Genomic DNA, 20419 nt, shown 5'->3' on the forward strand with positions numbered 1-20419 from the left:
ATTTAACCGTTGATGATTTTGATTTTGCTGATTCTGTTGATTAAAATTTCAGACTATGAACCATGATCTATCAACCATGAACCAAGCCAACTAATCTCCAATCACCAACCTCTAATCTCCAAATCGTATCCCCTTCACATTCAACTGTATGGTTCTTCTTTCGCGCCAAACATTTTCTTCTATCGAATAGCACATTTCGAACGGAACACCCGGCCTTAATTGTTCCAGGTACTGGCCGTGGTTAAAGGCTATGCAATCAAATGCTGCCGATCCTTCCTGCATTACGCTCATTTTAATGTGCGAGCCGCCAACCAAACCCGCGTTACCACTAACATACACATTTTTACTTATGAAAACCGGCGCCATATTTTCGGGCCCGAAAGGAGCAAATTGGCTCAGGATCCTGAAAAATTTTGGTTCTATCTGGCTTAAACGTAATTCGGCGTCAATTTGTATTTGCTGTATCAATTGTTCGGGTTTTATGGTAGAGCTTACCACCTCTTCAAACCTTTCAATAAAAGCTTCAAGGTTTTCGGGGGCCATGGTAAGGCCGGCCGCATACTTATGCCCTCCAAACTGGATCAGCAGGTCCTTGCAGCCACAAAGCGCTTCATACAGATCATATCCTAAAACAGAACGAGCCGACCCGGCTACATGCCCGTTTGAACGGGTAAGCACAATGGTTGGTCGGTAATATTTTTCGGTTAGTCGCGAAGCCACAATACCGATAACACCTTTGTGCCAGTCTTCATTAAAAACCACCGTCGATTTACGGGCAATCAACACCTCATCACTTTCTATCATGCCAAGCGCTTCGTCGGTAATGTTAAGATCGTGCCCTTTTCGCTCGGTATTGCGCACGTTGATCATGGCGCTTTTTTCTTTGGCAACGTCTTTATCGGTAGCTATCAGCAATTCAACCGCATGTTTGGCGTCGTCTATCCTGCCGGCTGCATTAATGCGCGGACCCAGCGAAAATACTACATCTGATATAGTATATGTCCCTGTCTTGCCTGCTATCTCCATTAAAGCTTTAACGCCTATACACGGATCGGTATTTATTTTTTGCAGGCCGAAGTGAGCCAGCACCCTGTTCTCGCCGGTGATGTGAACTATATCACATGAGATGCTGATCACCACCAGGTCGAGATAGCAGTTTACTTCTTCAACCGGGATATCATTCTTTTCGGCGTAGGCCTGGATCAGCTTGAAGCCAATGCCGCAGCCGGATAATTCCTTATATGGATATTCGCAATCTTCGCGTTTGGGGTCAAGCACCGCTACCGCGTTCGGGATAGATGCTCCGGGTAAATGGTGATCACAGATGATAAAATCAATGCCTTTTTCATTGGCATAGTCAATTTTATCAACTGATTTAATGCCGCAGTCCAGCGCTATGATCAGGGTAATACCGTGCTCAGCAGCATAGTCAATTCCCTGGGTAGATATCCCATATCCTTCTTTATAACGGTCGGGGATATAATATTCAATATTGGTATACAACTTTCTGAAAAAACTGTAGGTTAGCGCCACCGCTGTGGTGCCATCCACATCGTAATCACCGTAGATCATGATCTTTTCGCCTGCTGCCATGGCCCGTTCTATACGGAGGATGGCCTTTTCCATATCCTTCATCAGGAATGGGTCATGCAGGTGCCGGTGATCGGGCCTAAAAAAATAGCGGGCATCTTCAAAGGTGGTAATACCACGCTGCACAAGCATAGCGCTTAGTACGGTATCAATGTTGAGTTGGGCGGCTAATTTTATTACATCATCATGGTTTGTATTATCCTTTAGCGCCCAACGTTTATTCATATCTTTGCAGCTTGAAACAGTAAATATACTTATGCTCTGTTAAAGAGCCAAAGGTACATTCAAAATCTGATACTACGTTTACTATGGAATTTTTTGCTTTAGGTGAGGGCTCATATTCGGTTGATGCAACCAAGAAATTTATCCCGTTCAATCCCGAAACCGATAACCCCAAAGATCGCCCGGCTTCGTTGTTTATTCACGTTAACCCCTTCCTCATCAAAACAAAAACCGATCTGATTGTATTGGATACCGGTCTGGGCTTTAAAGATACCCGCGACGAGCTCATGCTGCACCAAAACATCCGTAATGCGGGTTTCGATCCGGATGACGTAACCCTGGTGATGATGTCGCACCTGCATTATGACCACTCTGGCGGTTTGGTAGTTGAGCGGAACGGTAAATTAGTACCCAGCTTCCCGCAGGCCGAACATGTGATCAATAAACAGGAATGGGAGTTTGGGATCAGCGGGAAAGGCTCATCATACCATCTTGAAATATTTGAAGCATTACAGGCCGGAGCTAAGATAACTTTCGTTGAAGGCAGCGGTGAGTTTAAACCAGGCATCAGGTATGAACATTCGGGTGGTCATTGCCCGGCGCATCAGGTATTTTGGTTTGATATAGAAAGCGAAAAAGTATTTTTTGGCGGTGATGAGCTTCCCGAACCAGAGCAACTGTTGAGGAAATTCATAGCCAAATACGATATGGACGGCCGCAAGGCTATGATGCTGCGCGAAGAATATGGTAAAAAAGCTGCCGCCGAAGGATGGAAATGCCTGTTTTACCATGCTAAATCATTCACTATCGGAACCGTTGAAACAGAAGGAGACCATTTTAAGGTTAAACCGGTTTAATTTTCGGCAGTTACCTCAAAAAGCTCTTTTATTTTTTCAACGTTGAGCGGCTTGGAGATAAAATCTCTCACCAACGGATATGAACGCGCTTTGTTAATATCGTTGCTGAAAACAGATGATGAAATAATATAGATCTTGCTTTTGCCCAGGGGATCAAGGTTGAGGCGCTTATACTCATCCAAAAATTCCCAGCCATTCATAATGGGCATATTAATATCAAGCAAAATATAATCGGGTAGTTTATTAGGGTCTTTTCTCTGGATATCAGAAAGTTGCTCAATCGCATATTTTCCGTTCAGGCAGGCCATAATTTCTGTATTAAGTAAAGCTTTCTTTATCAGTTTTATGGAGATAAAGTTATTTATCTCATCATCATCAACCAGCAATACACTTATGGCTTTATTGTTAACATTCATATCTAAAATTTAAGCGCGTTGTTTTATACGAGACCACAATTCAAAAGGTTATATTCCTTATAGTTGTAAATTATAAAAAACAATACATTAAAACGGCTCCGCAACGTGAATATTTTATTTAATCTGGCCAATTAAATAAAGTTCAAAAAAACACGGAACAGGAATTAGCCATTGAATTTAAAAGGCGTAGTCATGCTCCACCCGGCAAATGCGTACTTTATAATTCAGGTACCATTTATCGCGCCCTTGCTGCTGGGCAAACATGTGCCGGGCATTAGCTTTCCAATTCTTAATAGCTTCTACCGACTGCCAATAAGACACCGTTATTCCAACATTGTTACGCGCCGATTCAACGCCCAGAAAACCTTCCTGCTGCCGCGCGAGTTCAACCATTTCAACAGCCATATCGCCATAGCCTTCCTCTACACCGGTACGTACCGATGTGAATATTACGGCATAATAAGGGGGCTGTGGTGTTTGAGCGATAAGCCCCTCTAAATCTCCCTTGAAGGGAGAGACTTTTGAATTACCTTCGTGATTAGCTGAACTCATAATATATATTTGTGTGAAAAATAAAAACCCTCCTTGTTTAGGGGAGGGTTGATTTAAAAGCTATTCAATCACGCTTTCTTCAAACTCATACTCTTCCAGCGGGGGGCATGAGCAGATCAGCGTTCTGTCGCCATAAGTGTCATTAACCCTGCCCACCGAAGGCCAGAATTTATTGGCAGCCACGTAAGGCAGCGGGAATGCCGCTTTTTGACGGGTATAAGGATGCTCCCACTCGTTGCCGGTAATTACAGCTACAGTATGTGGCGCATTTTTTAACGGATTGTTTGTTTTATCAGATAAACCATCAACCACATCGGCAATTTCATGACGGATAGAGATCATGGCATCGCAAAAACGGTCGAGCTCATGCTTAGGCTCTGATTCAGTCGGCTCAACCATTACCGTACCCGCAACCGGGAATGATACGGTTGGTGCATGGAAACCATAATCCATTAAACGTTTAGCAATATCCGTAACCTCGATACCTGCCGATTTAAATGAGCGGCAATCCAGGATCATTTCATGCGCGCAACGGCCATTAGCACCAGCATATAGTACAGGGTAATGTTCCTGTAACCTGGCTTTAATGTAGTTGGCATTCAGGATAGCATAACGGGTAGCGTTAGTCAAGCCTTCGGCACCCATCATGGCAATGTAAGCATGTGATATGATGAGGATAGATGCAGAACCCCATGGCGCTGCAGAAACAGCATGGATTGATTTACCTCTGTCGATATCAACCACAGCATGACCCGGCAAATAAGGAACCAAATGTTTTGCAACACCGATCGGGCCCATGCCGGGGCCACCGCCACCGTGAGGGATACAGAATGTTTTATGCAGGTTGAGGTGACAAACGTCGGCACCGATATTGGCCGGACTTGTTAAACCTACCTGCGCGTTCATGTTAGCACCGTCCATATAAACCTGGCCGCCGTTTTCATGAATAATTTCGCAAATTTCAATGATGCTTTCTTCAAATACGCCGTGAGTTGATGGGTAAGTAACCATCAGGCATGAAAGCTCGTTTTTGTATTGCTCAGCTTTGGCGCGCATGTCGGCAACATCAATGTTTCCGTTATCATCGCACTTAACCACCACTATCTTCATACCGGCCATAGCTGCAGATGCAGGGTTGGTACCGTGTGCCGATGAAGGGATCAGAGCAATATTACGGTGGCTATCGCCCCTGTCATTGTGATAAGCGCGGATTACCATTAAACCGGCATATTCGCCTTGCGCACCGGCATTTGGCTGCAGGCTCATGGCTGCAAAACCGGTGATTTCGCTTAGCCAATTGTTGATCTCATCAAACAGCTGCATATAACCGCCAACCTGGTCGGTTGGGGCAAATGGATGAATTTTACTGAACTCGGCCCAGGTAACAGGTACCATTTCGGTGGTAGCGTTCAGTTTCATGGTACAAGAGCCTAAAGCTATCATAGAGTGGCAAAGCGAAAGATCTTTCGCCTCCAATGATTTGATATAACGCAACATTTCATGTTCAGACCGGTGGGTATTGAACAGACTGTGCGTTAAATATGCAGAGGTACGCTGAAGTTCTGCAGGAATAACCGTTTCAAGGCTTGCATTAACGCCATCGAAATCAACATCGTTAAATGTTTTACCCTTAACTTTGGCAAAGAACCTTACCATGGTTTTGATATCCTCAACCGAAGTGGTTTCATCAATTGCTATAGTTACTATTGAACCTTCGTAGTTAAGGTTCATTTCGTTATTTAATGCTTCCGAATGGATAGGACCAACAAGGTTACCCACATCAAACTTAACGGTATCAAAGTAAGCATCGTTCAATTGCTCATAGCCAAGTTGCCCTAAGGTTTTGGCTAATAATATTGCTAAGCCGTGAATGCGCTCTGCTATAAGCTTAATACCATCCGGACCATGATATACGGCATACATACCAGCCATAATAGCTAACAGTGCCTGTGCGGTGCAGATATTTGATGTAGCTTTATCGCGGCGAATGTGCTGCTCGCGGGTTTGCAGGGCCATGCGCAGGGCATAATTATTGGCGCTGTCGATAGTAACACCGATGATACGGCCCGGGATAGAACGTTTATACTCTTCTTTAGTAGCGAAGAAAGCAGCATGCGGGCCGCCAAAACCCATCGGTACACCAAAACGTTGCGATGAACCAACAACGATATCGGCACCCCACTCGCCCGGAGGGGTTAATAGCGCAAGACTCATGATATCGGCAACAACGGTAAGCTTAATACCTTTTTCATGACCTTTTGCAGCAAAATCGGCGTAGTTATAAACCGCGCCATTGCCGGCAGGATATTGTACAATAGCGCCAAACATATCGTCGGTTAATTCAACGGTACGGTGGTCGCCTATTCTCAGTTCAATGCCATAAGGCTCTGAACGGGTTTTTAAAATATCAATAGTTTGCGGGAACACTTCTTCAGAAACGAAGAAAACGTTGGCGCTGTTGTTTTTACGCAAGGTATATTGCATAAACATAGCCTCGGCAGCGGCAGTACCTTCATCAAGCAATGAAGCATTGGCAATTTCCATACCGGTAAGGTCAATAACCATGGTTTGGAAGTTTAACAAAGCCTGCAGGCGGCCCTGTGCAATTTCGGCCTGGTATGGGGTGTACTGCGTGTACCATCCGGGGTTTTCAAGAATATTGCGCTGAATAACGCCCGGTACAATCACATCATAGTAACCTTTGCCGATGAATGACTTGAAAACTTTGTTTTTTGAAGCTGTTTGCTTTAAGGTGTTCAGGTAATCGAACTCGCTTTTTGCCGCGGGCAGGTTAAGCGGTTTGGCAAGCCTGATCTTTTGCGGTATGGTTTGCTCTATTAATTCATCAAGCGTACTTACACCGATGGTTTTTAACATTTTGGCCGTGTCGGCCGCGCTTGGAGCAATGTGCCTCGACTGAAACTGCTCCTGATAGGTTGTATTCAACTTCATGAATTAATCGTCCCTCTTAAATTTACCGCAAAGGTACGATTTTGCAACATGAGTAACAATTAGCTAATATGATATTGACAATGCATTTACAGGAAAAAAATGTAATTTGGCTCTTGAATACCTAAACATGACGGGCAGGCGAGTTTTACTTTTTATCACTATTTTTCTTTTCATCAGCTTTAAAAGCTTTTCGGCTGTTTTCACGGTAACCAGTAATGCTGATTCGGGGCCGGGTACCTTGCGCGAAGCACTCACCCTGGCGGCAGCCAATGGCAGTGCGGAGAAGGATTATATTTATTTTAATTTACCGGATTTGAGCGAGGCGGGAAGGACGATAACAATGTTAACCCAATTGCCGGATGTTTCATCAAATTTAGTAATTGATGGAACAACGCAGCCGGGAGCCAAGTTTGGAGTGAGCGATGCTAAAGTAGGCTTATTTTATCATACCCCGGTAGAACAGTATCTCCAAGGTTTAAAAATCTCGCAGCAGCATGATATTACCATATTGGGTTTATATCTCAACAATTTAACTGATGTATCAGGTGCTTCTATGTTTTATGACTGGTCTGCTTTTTTTATAGAAAACAGCAATAATATTACTATTGGAGAGGCAGGCAAGGGTAACGTTGCCAACAATTTTTTTAATCCATTGCGAACCTATGCGCTTCAAGACAACACCGAACATATTGAAAATTTAGTCATTAAAAGCAATTTTTTTGGTATCGCGCCAGACGGTGTGACTTTAGCGCCGCTCAAAATAAATCTTGTAGGAATTAGCAATGTTTTAGGAGCTGTAACGATAGGTGGTAGCCAAGCTGAGCGCAATATATTTGCCACGGGATTAGCATTTGGAGAGGGCAATGGAGGAGTTATTAATCCTGCTGCTATTATCAATATCAAATTTAATAATATCGGAGTTGATTATTCAAGTCAAGTCTCAACCCATTCGGCATTCGGTTTAATGTTATCAAGCAGCGATAACAATGATAATTATACATATAATGTAGAGGACAATATATTATCAAGCAAAACATATCCGCCTCTTGATATAACCAGTCCGGGAAAACGAGTGGTAATTTTAAGAAACTATATCGGTGTCGATAGAACAAAGTCTCACCCTTTGGAAGTGGGTCCTTTAGGGGGTATATCCATTTTTCAGGATCATGGCATAATGCTTATTGGTAGCAATAATCCGGCAGATGCAAATGTCATTGCCTATTGTAAACCTCTCAGAATCACGACCAGCGGCCAGGTTTCATTCAACAAAAACAGTTTTTTTTGTACACATGACATTTATCCTGTTTACTTCGAAAGTGATTATCAACCCTTAACCGTAGCCAACATAACGCACTTAACAGCCAGCAATATCACTGGAACAGCCACGCCTAATTCGGTGGTTGAGCTTTTTTATACCGATGACTGCAATACCTGCTCCCCAAAAACTTATTTCGCTTCAGCAAACACAGACAATAACGGCAATTGGGCTTATAACGGCTTAGTTAAAGGGAGCGTTATCGCATCAGCTACATTTAACGGATCCACCTCCGAGTTCACTAAACCATACCTTTTTCTAAATGTAGATGACAGCGAGGTTATTAAAAACCCAGCGAATTGCGGTCAGTCTGATGGTTCTATAAAAAATATAAAACTTTACGACCTGGCTAATACCAACAATACATATAGCTATAGTTGGACAAATGAAAGCGGCACTGAGGTAGGACACGACCTTGATTTAACCGGCGTACCAAGCGGCACCTATACGCTCGAGGTTAAGGGAAGTGGATGCGGCTCAGCATTTTCAAAACCGATTCAGCTTCAATCACTCACTATCAACCTTGACCTTTCTAATTTAAAAACAACCAATGCGGGCTGTAATGGATCTACTGGTTCAATTACCGGCATAACCGCATCAAACGCAACACATTATCAGTGGATAAATAAAATCAACAACCAAATTGCAAGTAATTCAAGCGATCTTAGGGATGTTGGACCAGGTACTTATCAGCTGATTGCAAGCAATGATTTTAGCTGTAGCGAGAAAAGTCCGGAATACACTATTGATGCTACTCCTGCAACCGTCTATCCAAATTATAACACTAATATTAACAACAGTTGCACAGGTGAAAACAACGGCTCAATTACCGTAATACCTACAGATGACCTTGTTAAAACAGCACGCTGGATTGACGCCGAAGGGCAACCTGCAGGTACGGGGTTAAATGTCCCAAACCTTAAACCCGGCACTTATAAAGTTTACTTTACTGATGCCAGCGGCTGCGAAACACTTTATCCGCATGATTTTACCGTTAACGAAATTGATCCCCTGCAAATAGTGGCAAACTCAGAAACCCGTACCGATGATCAATGCGGATTAAATACGGGGGGTATAAAAAACATTCAGGTTAAAGGCGGCACACAACCCTACACCTATTTATGGCTTAATGTAGCCGGTGAGCATTTGGTTACGTCGCAAGATCTTACAGACGTCGGTGCCGGGGATTACACGCTGCAGGTTCAGGACGCCGGTGGTTGCGGCGTTATGGCAAGTCGCATTTATACTGTTTTAAATGAAAACAGCAGCATAGATGCGCCGGTAATTGCCCCCTTGCAATTATGCGCCCCGGGCGAAGCTTTGCTATCCGTCAGTTCTCCATCTGCCGGGAATACCTATCGTCTTTATGATTCGCAAACAAGCACTCAATACCAGGATGAACAAACCAATGGCATCTTCAAAATCAAAGCAAATCCCAATAGCACTTATTATATAAGCAAGGTTAGCGGCCAGTGCGAAAGCGAACGAACCCAGGCGCAAATAACCATCAGCTTATCTGCTATTGATATCCCAAATGCGTTCACACCTAATGGAGACGGCAAAAATGACTACTGGAAAATAAACAATGCTCAAAATTATCCGCAGGCAATAGTCCAGATATTTACCAGGTACGGGCAAAAAGTATTTGAATCAAAAGGTTATAGCGTACCATTTGACGGGACTTATAATGGCACCAAACTTCCTTCGGGAGTGTACTATTATATTTTAAATCTCGGTAAAAGCTGCAATTTGCTCTCAGGCAGTTTGTCAATCATCAGGTAACTATACAGCATTTCACCATTTTGATGTTATTTATTGTATAATCACCACCTGATCAATATAATATTCACAGTGTACTTACAGCAAAAAAGTGTATTTTGCAGCTGATTACCTAAATCAATGTTTGTTAAGAAATTATCACTTTTAGTACTACTAATATCGATCTTGTTTTGCAATGTAGCCTCAGGCGCTACATTTATAGTAACCAGCAATGCCGATACCGGTCCGGGAACGCTGCGCGAGGCTTTAACCAACGCCGCGGCTAATGGCGCTGCAACGCCTGATATCATCCAGTTTAAATTACCGGGAACGCTTGTATCTGATAGAACCATCAGGCTAAGAAGCCAGTTGCCTGCCATTACATCTAACGTTGTTATTGATGGCACAAGTCAAGCTGGCATAGCTTTTGGCGTATCTGATGCACGGGTTATCATTGAGCCTGAAACAACGCCTGTAAATTTCAGCGGTCTTTTTATTAACGGCGATCCAAACTCGGGAGGGGCGGTAGCAAAAAGCATTGAGATCTACGGCCTGTATATCCGCAACTTTGCCAAGATCACCAATTTCTCCAATCCCGATTTTAACCAGGGTTCGGGTATTTATATTTTAGGTGATGCCTCAAATATCATAATAGGCGCGCCGGGCAAAGGCAACGTAATATGCGGAAACCTTAATGGTATTGTTAATTATTCAAACTACTATAACGTTAACGGCCTTGCCGATGCAAGCATTCAAAGCAATATAATCGGTTTACTTGACGACGGCTATACAGCCGCCAGCAATTTTGACGGATTGAACCTTTTCATCAGCAAAACTGTTAACATAGGTGGTGCAAATGCCAATATGGGCAACATCATATCGGCCAACGCTGTAAACATCGGTATCGGCAACACGTCCAATTTTACTGTGGTGCCCGGGACTATCAATATTCAAAATAACAAAATAGGCACTGATTATACCGGCAAAAAAGATTTTAAAAACATCCCGATATTTCAGCAGAACGCGTTTATGAAGGCTTATGGCATCAGTATCAATGCTACTAATACTACGGCGAATATCAGCGCCAATATTATTTCGGGGCAACGTTTTGCAGGGATTGCTATTGAGCAAGCTACATTTAATATTACAGGCAATAAGATAGGTACTGATATAACCGGCACGGCCGATCTGGGAAACGGCGAAGGCATCAGGGTTGGCGAAAGTTCGTCGGGCACCATTGGAGGGCCGAATGCAGCAAATAAAAACTACATTGGTTATAATCAGTATGGCATTGAATCCCTTAACAGCAGGCATACACTCATAACCCGGAACAGCATTTTTTGTAATAAAGATTATGGCATAAGCGTCATGAGTAATTATTACACCGTTCCTTTTGTGCAGGTGCTCAATTTTGGCAGTACAGCGGTATCGGGAGTAGCTACACCAAACTCGGCTATCGAACTTTTCTTCTCAGACGATTGCGGAACTATATGTCAGGGCAAAACCTACATTACCACTGTTCAGTCGGATGCAAGCGGCAAATGGACATATTCGGGGAGTATCACCAAAGCAGTAATAGCCACTGCTACCGATGGCAGTAACAACACTTCTCCGTTTTCATCATTAGTAATACGTGATGATGATATAGTTGTTAAACATTATACCTGTACCCCCGGCAGCATCACTATAAAGCAAGACAGAAGTGGGTTATTATTTCACTGGGATAAAAAGGAGCAGAACGGCAGCCTTACAGCAATAAAAGATGGTCAGAATGTTTCGGGCCTTTTACCCGGCACCTATCAGCTCACGGTTCAATACCCGGGTGGCTGCCAGAAGGTAACACAACTTTTTGAAATAAAAGATCTTCGGATCAAGATCCAAAACGTAATTGTTCCGGTTCCGGAATGCCGCCAAAAACTGTTCCCTTTTAATGTAAACTTTACCGGTGGTGCAGGCAATCTCACTTTTACATGGAAGGACAAGAACGGCAACGTAGTGGCCAATACCCAGGCCCCCTACCTACCCGCAGGCTCATTTACTGTAACTATTCAGGACGAGGCCGGCTGTTCGGCAACATCAACCCTTACGCCACCTATTAAAGCCAAACCAGGTCCTGATTATGACCTCTCGACCATGACAGTAAAATCTGCTCAATGCGGGGTAGCCGACGGCAGCATAAAAAACATTACACCCATCCCCTCAGGGATAGGTACACTTACCTACAAATGGCTGGATGCCACGGGCAAAACCGTTAGTACTTCAAAAGATCTGATAGGAGTTAAAGGCGGTACCTATACCCTCGTACTGACAGATCAAAGCGAGTGCAGTCCCTATTCTACCCCGCCGATACCTATTTCAGAAACAAATTCGGTAATCTTTTATGGCGGGGCTGTAACCCCCGCGAAATGCGGTGAAAATAATGGTGCTATAACCGGGGTTTCAGCACCAAACGCCGATAAATTTCAATGGTACGACCCACAAGGTAACCCAATACCAACCAACCCTGCAAACCTGGATATTTCTCCCCTCGCCGACGGCACATACCGTTTAAATGCATTAAATACTCATACGCAATGCAGTAATGACGCCTATTTTACGGTTAACCGTTTGGCACCCGAGGTATTTACCATTAAAAACCTTATTAACACACCTACTACCTGCGGGCTCAATAATGGCAGTTTGCATATTGATTTTTTGGGGACTATAAAGCCAAGTTCTTATCAATGGGTTGATGCAGCCGGTACAACGGTAAGTTATGGTACCGATGTTCCAAACGCCGCCCCCGGTTCATATACGCTTCATGTAACCGATAAAAACGGATGTGCTTCAGTATTGGGCACCTGGGTAATACAGGCAACCCCTTTGCTACAATTTTCGGCAAATAATGCCCCGGTAGCCAAGCCCGATGAGTGCGACCAGCTATTGGGCAGCATTACAGGCATTGATGTTTCCGGCGGTGTACCTCCATATAAATTTATCTGGACCGACGCCACCGGCAATACCGTGGGGAACGATAAAGATTTAATAAATGTTGGCAAAGGCACTTATTCATTGACAGTTACCGATAACACTACCTGTGCAATTCCGTTACCATTCAGCAAGGAGGTTGGCAACCAAAAATTTATCCCAGACGCACCGGTATTAAACGACCAACGGATCTGCCTGCCCGGAAAGGTGGGCCTGTCTGTTTTAAACAAAACTACAGGCATGTATAATTTATATGCCGATGCTACATCAACAACGCCACTTCAAACCAGCAATACCGGCAATTTTGAAGTATTAATAACCGAAACCAGTGATTATTATATCTCATACAGCATTGGGTCATGCGAAAGCCCGCGCACCAAAACACATATTGAAGTTGTATTGGTCGATGTAAAATTCTCCAATACCATAACCCCCAACGGCGATGGTATAAATGATTACTGGAAGATAGAAGGCCTTGAAAAATTCCCCGGCACCTTAGTTCAAATCTTTAACCGTTACGGAAAAAGGGTGTTCGAGTCAAAAGAATACGCCACACCATTTTCAGGGCAGTTTAATGGCTGGCTGCTGCCTTCGGGAGTGTATTACTATATCATTAACCTCAATACTCCTTGTAAGCTGCTATCGGGCAACCTTACCTTGATCAGGTAATTTTTTAACAACATCATGAATAACCTGCCGCTCCCTTTTGCGGCGGGTATATTATTTATAAAGGATATTAAACAAAAATCGTAACTTACTGGCAGGCAATATCAACCAATATTAACGAACCAGTTTATTGCCCAAATCAATTTATAAACTAACATTCCAGATTGTGTTGCCGCCATGAAACACAAGTTGTTTCTGTTTACGCTATTTTTATTGCTGACCTGTTTAAATGCAGAGGCCACGGTATTTACCGTTACGAGTAATGCCGATGCGGGAACAGGCACACTGCGTGAGGCCCTTACTAATGCAGCCGCCAACGGCACAATTCAGCAGGATATTATTAAATTTAACCTGCCGGGCAGCGTGACCATCACACTTTTTACGCAGCTCCCTGAGGTTACCTCTAATTTAATTATCGACGGCAGCACGCAGCCGACACCCAAACTCGGTAGAAGTGACGCCAGGGTTTATATCATACCCGATATAAGCTATACTTTTCCGGGGACTAAGGCAGCAGCCCTGTTGATGACCGAAGTTACCAATGTGGAAATATATGGCTTATGCATAAAAGGTTACAGCAGCAAACTCACAAACTTTAACGGCAACCTGCTTTTCACCGCTATATCGGCTTATGATTGTACCAATATTACCATAGGCGCACCGGATAAAGGAAATGTTTTTTGCGATAACATCTACGGTGTGTATTGCGGCACAAACTCACTAACGGACTCAAAGAATAATGATAATATCAATATCCAATCAAATTTTATTGGTTATGACGAATCGGGAACAAATGTTGTTGAATTAGGGTATGCACTTGATATAACCGCCGATAACTCATTAGTGGGTGGCCCTATCTTCAAAGAAAGAAACTATTTTGCTACCGCGATAGCACTGAACGGAATTGATAATAAGTTTATCAACAACTCGCTTTCACTTGATGTGAACGGGCAGGACAACCGCGTAAACGGGGCATCCATACTTGTACGGTTTCAGGGAAACAATACGCAGGTAGCCGACAATGATTTTTGTTCTACACAATTTCAGTTTATATCGGTAAACAGCTTCACTTTTATGCGTAATAAGCAAAGCAGTATACCGGGTAATTCGGGTATGTACTTATTTAAATGCAATAATGCTTTTATTGGCGATGATAATGATAACGATATCAACATCTTTAGCAATGACGGCGGCGCTTTCTATGCGGTCGAATCAACCAATATTACTATAGCCAAAAACAGTATCTCATGTAATACAACACCATACCTGATATCAAGTGGCACAGCCATTCCCAACATTAATATAGTTGTAAACAGTGCCGCCGAATTTTCAGGAACGGCATCGCCGGGAGCTGCTATTTATATTTATAATGACAATACTGATTGCCAGGTTTGTAACCCGGTACAGTACCTGGTTACGGTTGTTGCAGATGCAGCGGGTAATTGGAAGTATACCGGCGATCTGCATAACAAAAAACTGGTGGCAAATGCTACACTTAACAATAGCTCATCTGAATTTACCCAACCGGTGATTTCGACATCGGCCGCCGATTATGTGAAGGTTAATCCAACTTGTTTTAAAAACAACGGATCTATTACCCTGCAAAACTTAAAGAACGTTATCGGGGTTGACTGGTATAATGACCAGGATCAATTAGTACAGTCCGGCGGCCCTAAACTGGATGGCGTTGGCGTTGGCACCTATTACGCCAAATGCTATAACGGAAATTGTTTTGCCAAATCTATTCTCATCACCTTAACCAGTTCAAATCCAGGCATTGATGATTCAGGGCTTCAAAAAGTGAATGCTTCCTGCGATGCAGCAAATGGCAGCATCAGTAATTTAAAGCTTATCAATACAAACGGCGGTACACCACCATTAAGGTGGACAAATGAAGCCGGAGATGTAATACGCAACACACTGGATATCGACGGGCTTCCCGGCGGAACATATACGCTAACCATAGATCCGGACGGCTGCGCTGTGCCCTATCACATTACCCTGCTTAACCAGGAGCTTGTCATCGATCCGCCTGTGATAAGCAGCTTTCAATTGTGCGGCCCGGGCGAAACAATAATACCAGTAAAAAACCCCGTAGCAACGTCAACCTACAGGCTTTATGATAGTGAAACCAGCACTACTCCGCTTGATGAAGAGCCTAATGGCAAATTTAAAGTAAACGTTACCGCCAACCGAAGCTATTATATAAGCCATTTTAGCAACGCTTGTGAAAGCACCCGCACAAAGGTTGATGTAAGCGTGGGCCTTTCAAACCTTAATATCGCCAATACCATTACGCCCAATAACGATGGTATCAATGATTACTGGCAAATAGCCGGCATGGAGAACTATCCGGCGGCCACCGTAAACATATTTAACCGGTATGGCAAAAATATTTTTAACTCAATAGGATATAGCCACCCGTTTAACGGCACCTATAATGGCAAACCATTACCTGCGGGCAGCTATTATTATATCATTAACCTCAGCTCGGGCTGTGGCTTATTATCGGGCAGCTTAAGCATTATCCGTTAGCGATAATTGCCTCAGGTACATTTGGATAGTGTTTTCCAAACCATAATACAAGGCATCGCTTACCAGGGCGTGGCCAATGCTTACTTCGAGCAGGCCGGGTATATTTTCTGCAAAATATTTCAGGTTATGTAAATCCAAATCGTGCCCGGCGTTAAGGCCTAATCCCGCCTGTTGCGCAACTTTTGCAGCCTCGATATATGGAGCAATAGCAAGTTCTTTCCCCTGCGGAAAATGAGTAGCATAGCCTTCGGTATAAAGTTCTACACGGTCGGTACCGGTTTTGGCGGCGCCCTCAACCATTGCAGGTATTGGGTCAACAAAAATAGATACCCGGATGCCGGCTTCTTTAAATACCGCTATCATATCTTTTAAATAATGATAGTTAGTGATGGTATCCCAGCCATGATTTGAAGTGATCTGCCCTAATACATCAGGTACCAGGGTAACCTGCTCGGGTTTATTGGCAAGCACCAGGTCGATAAATTTTTGTTCCTGGCAATTGCCTTCAATATTAAACTCGGTAGTAACAATTTTCTTAAGTTCAAACACATCGTTATAACGGATGTGGCGCTCATCGGGCCGGGGGTGCACCGTTATTCCCTGCGCGCCAAAACGTTCACAGTCTTTAGCAACCTGGATCAGGTCGGGATTATTGCCCCCCCGCGAATTACGCAAAGTGGCTATTTTGTTGATGTTGACAGATAGACGGGTCATACTTCAAAGTTATAGATCATTTAGGTAAATTGGCGGATATATTTAACTTTAAACCATGAAGCCTAAACAATTTATCACCGAGCTGATCGTATTGATAATACTGTATTTATTTATTGCATTTGGTATACGCTTTTTGCTGGGTATTTTTTGGGGAAATTCAAGTTTCGACATAGCGCTGCGTGACACCTATTTCACACTTCCATTCAACTGGATAGATTTTACTTTATTTCCGTTTCTATTGCTTACAGCTATCGTTTATTTGATCCGGTCATTAACCAGTCGTTTTAAAAAGCAACACATAAATATTATCCTGATAATAAGCAATTTGTCTTTAATAATTTCAACTTTTAATATTTACAAAACAGTTCTGTTTTTTGAACAGCATACAACTCATACCGGGGATGGATGGACAGTTTATCCTCCCCTTTCTGCGCTTGACCGACAACAACCGGGGCCACTGCCTTCAGAACGCCTGCATTTCGATCATTATGTACTGACTTTTATTATCATTTTTATGCTGATATTAGTTGTCAGTACCTTTGTTGCCGGCAAAAACTGGGATGCAAAACCTCATGAACAAAACATTCAGTAATTTAATATTCGCGCTATTTTGCACTTCTACCATTTTTATTGAGCAAACATCAGCACAAACCGTTTACCGCAAAATCGGGAACTACAAGGTTTACTATGGCTGGGCGCATAATTATCCGCAAGACTGGATGATCCTTCGCCGCTTTGATAATGAAGGGCGCAATTATCTGTTGATGGTGAACCCGCAAACACTGGAAACCAAAATAAACGAAAGCAGCTTTTATCAGATCAAACCCATGACGATGGAACAGGCGCGTGAGTTTTTTAAAAGTACACCTTATCAAAAGGCGCTCAGTAAAGCCGAAAAACAATCTGTCAACATTCAGGACGCAGGCATCGAAAGCGGCATCCCCAAACAAACAGGCATCAGCCTTACCGCCGACCTTTGCCCATCGCACCGCCCGCTGGATAAACGCATTTTCACTGATATTTTCACTGAATTTAAAAAGGTAGAGCGCCCTGTACCAATAGCGCTTTCCATAACCGGCATCTGGATGCGCCAGCACCCGCAGGACCTGGCCTGGCTAAAACAAATGCAGGCCAACCGTGAGATCTACATCACCTGGATTAATCATTCCTTCAATCACCGGGTTAGCCCGAAAGCTCCGCTTAAAGAAAACTTTTTACTTGAACCAGGAACAGATATTAGTTATGAAGTATTGGAAACAGAACAGGTCATGCTGCGTAATGGCCTGTTGCCGTCGGTGTTTTTCAGGTTTCCCGGCCTGGTATCTGATCAGCAACTGGTATACCGGATTACCGGTTTCGGCTTGATCCCGGTTGGCACCGATGCATGGCTGGCTAAAGGCCAACAGCCTCAAAATGGCAGCATTGTATTGATACATGGAAACGGCAATGAACCTGTGGGCGTTAACGATTTCATTAAACTACTGCAGTCAAAAACACGATCGATTGCCGGTAAGCAATGGTTACTGTATGATTTACGCGAAAGTGTGGATGAAGAGTTTAGTGAAGCGCCATGAGGAAAGCCGGCAGTGCACAGTGGCAGTTAGCAGTGCAAATGCGCAGACTTACGAAGTTTAGTTTTTAAGTTTTTGAGTATGATACCCTAAAATAAAAGCCCCATAGCACTCGCTGCATGGGGCTTTAAACCTAAACCTTATCACAAATCCGGGTTTGGATACCCGTAATTGAATTGTAAATATAAACATGATTTTTAATAATTTCATGGGCTTTGTTACAATTTAATTCTTTTGCACCATATAACATCCATTTATATAAATCTCATATTTTTTTCACCTTAATTTAACAGTATATTCACAATAGAGGCCTGCATCTATCTATCAGCTTTCTCTCAAGACTTTACGCTATGAGAAGCAGCAATGACCTTTTAATTTATTTACTCATTCAACATAAACTTGTCAACTCCTCGTGCAGGTTGCCATTTATCTCCAGGTTCAAAATAATGCCAAAGCAGGGCCGATACTTTTTTGATCAGCAATCCGGCTTCATTGTCGGGGGTCCAACTGGTATCCTTGTTATGATTAGTAATGATCGAAAACACATAATCTCCATGCGGGGCATTTACCAGCACAGTTTCCGACCTTGATTCATCAACCGCCCCCTGTTTGGAAATGGTATGTACATAAGGCGGAATTTGCGACAACGCATGTTCATCCCAGTAAATGCGGCCCATGTTACGGTACATCCGCTCGCTGGCTGCCGGGCTTACCGCCTTCCCTTCGCGGATCATGGCGAACAGGCGGCACATTTCGCGCGGGGTACTTACTCCCCAACCATAGATCCTGCGGATAGCTTCCCTGCCCGGCACACGTGAATTTACCCGCATTACCTTAAAGTCATTTTGATTGAGCCAGTTGTTGATATATTCGCCGCCCACCAGCTTTTGCAGCCACAAACTTGCGGTATTATCGCTCATGGTGATCATGAGCATAGCCACTTTACTCAATTGTACAGTGTCTTTATCTTTGAACGAGCCCAGCAAATCCTCACCTGCATAAAGCAATGAATCGCGGTAAACTAATTTTTGATTATACTTCAGCTCACCTTTTTCTATCTTATCCATCACCCCGCATTGAATGCTCACTTTGATCATACTGGCTGTAGGGAACAGCGTATCTGCATTGATCTCCGCCGTTTTGCCGTTTTTTAGGTTATGTACATAGATGCCAACCTGGCCCTGAAAACCTTTGATAGCTTCATTTAATTTAGCGCTGAGTTTACTGTCGGTTTGTGCAAATGCCGGTGCTGCTAACAATGTCAACAACAGTAAGGTAAGTTTATGTTTCATGTAATGGCGATATAAAAAATGAAAATACAAATTTTAATATAACAGGCAATCACTCGTTTATATTTGCTAAAACATCCGTTAGCCCATGAACCATTTTGTTGATATTACCAACCGCAAAGTGCTGTACCGCTTAATGCTCAACCTTCAGCCCGAAGCAGTGCCACTTTGGGGCAAAATGAAACCGCAGCAAATGATCGAACACCTTATTGACCAGGTTCAGTATACTAACGGTGTAAAAATACCAACCTGGGATGGCCCGGATGACAATACAGATGCACGTAAACACGCCGCCGTTTATACCGATGCAGAAATACCCCGTAATATTTTTTTGGAAGAATTGTCAGATATCTTAATCTACCCCAATTTGGGAACAGCTATTAATCAGCTAATGAAAGAGCTTGACACGTTCGACAGGTATTTCAACACCCCCGATTTTAAAGTGATCCACGGCGCTTTTGGCCCTATGGATTATTACGAGTGGATCATATGGCACGGAAAGCATTTTACACATCATTTAAAGCAGTTTGGGGTGATAGACTAACGTTGTCATCACTTGGAATACTAATTAAATAAATTTTGTAAATTTGAGTATGCAAGTTCATGCGAAAGATCTTGGTAAAGATGAGCTAAAAGAGGTAGAATTGTTTTATTAAACGCTCCTACTTTTTCTGAAGAACAAATAGCCTTATTTAATAAAGCACGTAGAGCTATTAATAAATGGCGGGTAAAACCCGGCTCTCTTATAAAACAATAATTTTCAAACCATGGAAATCCAGGAAGTGATTAATATAGATCAGGATATTTTGGGAGGCCAACCAGTGTTTAAAGGAACACGCGTACCTATTGATACACTTTTTGATCACCTGGAAGCGGGTGTATCACTTGCCGAATTTTTGGATGATTTCCCATCTGTAAAAAAAGAGCAGGCCATTGCACTTTTAGACATAGCCAGCAGGATTGTAACATCAAAAAACGTCACACAACTTTATGAAGCTGTTGCTTGATGAGAATC

General features: G+C 43.2%; 14 protein-coding genes. 8 read left to right on the forward strand and 6 right to left on the reverse strand.

From position 1 onward, the window contains the following. Positions 1 to 111: 111 nt before the first annotated feature. Positions 112 to 1815 carry a single-stranded-DNA-specific exonuclease RecJ gene (gene recJ, locus ACEN82_RS20070; protein WP_373615007.1) on the reverse strand — a complete coding sequence of 568 codons (1704 nt, stop codon included), beginning with the start codon at positions 1813 to 1815 and terminating at the stop codon, positions 112 to 114. 83 nt (positions 1816 to 1898) lie between these two features. On the opposite strand from recJ, the gene ACEN82_RS20075 reads away from it, so the two are divergent. Next, the gene (locus tag ACEN82_RS20075; RefSeq protein WP_413320738.1) at positions 1899 to 2669 is read left to right on the forward strand and encodes an MBL fold metallo-hydrolase; all 771 of its coding nucleotides are present in this window, start codon (positions 1899 to 1901) and stop codon (positions 2667 to 2669) included. Here the strand turns inward: ACEN82_RS20075 and ACEN82_RS20080 are convergent. The 3 genes from ACEN82_RS20080 to gcvP all read right to left on the reverse strand — a co-directional run bounded on the left by ACEN82_RS20080 (position 2666) and on the right by gcvP (position 6589). Then, positions 2666 to 3085, reverse strand: a complete 420-nt coding sequence (locus tag ACEN82_RS20080; RefSeq protein ID WP_413320739.1) for a response regulator — start codon at positions 3083 to 3085, stop codon at positions 2666 to 2668. The genes ACEN82_RS20075 and ACEN82_RS20080 overlap by 4 nt on opposite strands. Positions 3086 to 3262: 177 nt before the next feature. Continuing rightward, entirely contained in the window at positions 3263 to 3637 is a 375-nt protein-coding gene (locus tag ACEN82_RS20085; RefSeq protein WP_413320741.1) for an antibiotic biosynthesis monooxygenase family protein, read from the reverse strand. Positions 3638 to 3697: 60 nt separating this feature from the next. Then, positions 3698 to 6589, reverse strand: coding sequence for an aminomethyl-transferring glycine dehydrogenase (gene gcvP / locus ACEN82_RS20090; RefSeq protein ID WP_413320743.1), 2892 nt, complete (start codon positions 6587 to 6589; stop codon positions 3698 to 3700). A gap of 127 nt (positions 6590 to 6716) precedes the next feature. Between gcvP and ACEN82_RS20095 the strand changes: the two genes are divergently transcribed. The 3 genes from ACEN82_RS20095 to ACEN82_RS20105 all read left to right on the forward strand — a co-directional run bounded on the left by ACEN82_RS20095 (position 6717) and on the right by ACEN82_RS20105 (position 15830). Then, a complete protein-coding gene (locus tag ACEN82_RS20095; RefSeq protein WP_413320745.1) occupies positions 6717 to 9686 on the forward strand; it encodes a T9SS type B sorting domain-containing protein in 2970 nt (989 codons plus the stop codon). Between the two features lie 117 nt (positions 9687 to 9803). Next, positions 9804 to 13298 (forward strand): T9SS type B sorting domain-containing protein, encoded by a 3495-nt coding sequence (locus ACEN82_RS20100; RefSeq protein ID WP_413320747.1) that lies wholly within the window; start codon positions 9804 to 9806, stop codon positions 13296 to 13298. 174 nt (positions 13299 to 13472) lie between these two features. Then, positions 13473 to 15830, forward strand: a complete 2358-nt coding sequence (locus ACEN82_RS20105; protein WP_413320749.1) for a T9SS type B sorting domain-containing protein — start codon at positions 13473 to 13475, stop codon at positions 15828 to 15830. On the opposite strand, the gene ACEN82_RS20110 is transcribed toward ACEN82_RS20105, so the two are convergent. Beyond that, complete coding sequence (locus tag ACEN82_RS20110) at positions 15813 to 16544, reverse strand: pyridoxine 5'-phosphate synthase (protein ID WP_176622280.1); 732 nt, start codon at positions 16542 to 16544, stop codon at positions 15813 to 15815. The two genes, ACEN82_RS20105 and ACEN82_RS20110, sit on opposite strands and share 18 nt — an antisense overlap. Positions 16545 to 16599: 55 nt before the next feature. On the opposite strand from ACEN82_RS20110, the gene ACEN82_RS20115 reads away from it, so the two are divergent. After that, a complete protein-coding gene (locus ACEN82_RS20115) occupies positions 16600 to 17136 on the forward strand; it encodes a hypothetical protein (RefSeq protein ID WP_413320751.1) in 537 nt (178 codons plus the stop codon). Beyond that, the gene (locus tag ACEN82_RS20120; protein ID WP_413320753.1) at positions 17117 to 18118 is read left to right on the forward strand and encodes a polysaccharide deacetylase family protein; all 1002 of its coding nucleotides are present in this window, start codon (positions 17117 to 17119) and stop codon (positions 18116 to 18118) included. Before ACEN82_RS20115 ends, ACEN82_RS20120 begins: the two co-directional genes overlap by 20 nt. A 377-nt stretch (positions 18119 to 18495) precedes the next feature. Here ACEN82_RS20120 and ACEN82_RS20125 read toward each other — a convergent pair whose 3' ends face one another. Next, positions 18496 to 19407, reverse strand: coding sequence for a serine hydrolase (locus ACEN82_RS20125; protein WP_413320755.1), 912 nt, complete (start codon positions 19405 to 19407; stop codon positions 18496 to 18498). Positions 19408 to 19492: 85 nt separating this feature from the next. Here ACEN82_RS20125 and ACEN82_RS20130 point away from each other — a divergent pair, with 85 nt between their 5' ends. After that, a complete protein-coding gene (locus ACEN82_RS20130) occupies positions 19493 to 19948 on the forward strand; it encodes a hypothetical protein (RefSeq protein ID WP_413320756.1) in 456 nt (151 codons plus the stop codon). A gap of 223 nt (positions 19949 to 20171) precedes the next feature. Continuing rightward, positions 20172 to 20411, forward strand: a complete 240-nt coding sequence (locus tag ACEN82_RS20135) for a DUF433 domain-containing protein (RefSeq protein WP_090534195.1) — start codon at positions 20172 to 20174, stop codon at positions 20409 to 20411. The last annotated feature ends 8 nt before the right edge of the window (positions 20412 to 20419 follow it).

It is taken from the genome of Mucilaginibacter sp. Mucisp73, from assembly GCF_059491465.1.

Bases quoted from the DNA above. Each gene is read 5' to 3' on its own strand.
- recJ (WP_373615007.1), bottom strand. From the start codon at position 1,815: ATGAATAAACGTTGGGCGCTAAAGGATAATACAAACCATGATGATGTA.
- ACEN82_RS20075 (WP_413320738.1), top strand. From the start codon at position 1,899: ATGGAATTTTTTGCTTTAGGTGAGGGCTCATATTCGGTTGATGCAACC.
- ACEN82_RS20080 (WP_413320739.1), bottom strand. From the start codon at position 3,085: ATGAATGTTAACAATAAAGCCATAAGTGTATTGCTGGTTGATGATGAT.
- ACEN82_RS20085 (WP_413320741.1), bottom strand. From the start codon at position 3,637: ATGAGTTCAGCTAATCACGAAGGTAATTCAAAAGTCTCTCCCTTCAAG.
- gcvP (WP_413320743.1), bottom strand. From the start codon at position 6,589: ATGAAGTTGAATACAACCTATCAGGAGCAGTTTCAGTCGAGGCACATT.
- ACEN82_RS20095 (WP_413320745.1), top strand. From the start codon at position 6,717: ATGACGGGCAGGCGAGTTTTACTTTTTATCACTATTTTTCTTTTCATC.
- ACEN82_RS20100 (WP_413320747.1), top strand. From the start codon at position 9,804: ATGTTTGTTAAGAAATTATCACTTTTAGTACTACTAATATCGATCTTG.
- ACEN82_RS20105 (WP_413320749.1), top strand. From the start codon at position 13,473: ATGAAACACAAGTTGTTTCTGTTTACGCTATTTTTATTGCTGACCTGT.
- ACEN82_RS20110 (WP_176622280.1), bottom strand. From the start codon at position 16,544: ATGACCCGTCTATCTGTCAACATCAACAAAATAGCCACTTTGCGTAAT.
- ACEN82_RS20115 (WP_413320751.1), top strand. From the start codon at position 16,600: ATGAAGCCTAAACAATTTATCACCGAGCTGATCGTATTGATAATACTG.
- ACEN82_RS20120 (WP_413320753.1), top strand. From the start codon at position 17,117: ATGAACAAAACATTCAGTAATTTAATATTCGCGCTATTTTGCACTTCT.
- ACEN82_RS20125 (WP_413320755.1), bottom strand. From the start codon at position 19,407: ATGAAACATAAACTTACCTTACTGTTGTTGACATTGTTAGCAGCACCG.
- ACEN82_RS20130 (WP_413320756.1), top strand. From the start codon at position 19,493: ATGAACCATTTTGTTGATATTACCAACCGCAAAGTGCTGTACCGCTTA.
- ACEN82_RS20135 (WP_090534195.1), top strand. From the start codon at position 20,172: ATGGAAATCCAGGAAGTGATTAATATAGATCAGGATATTTTGGGAGGC.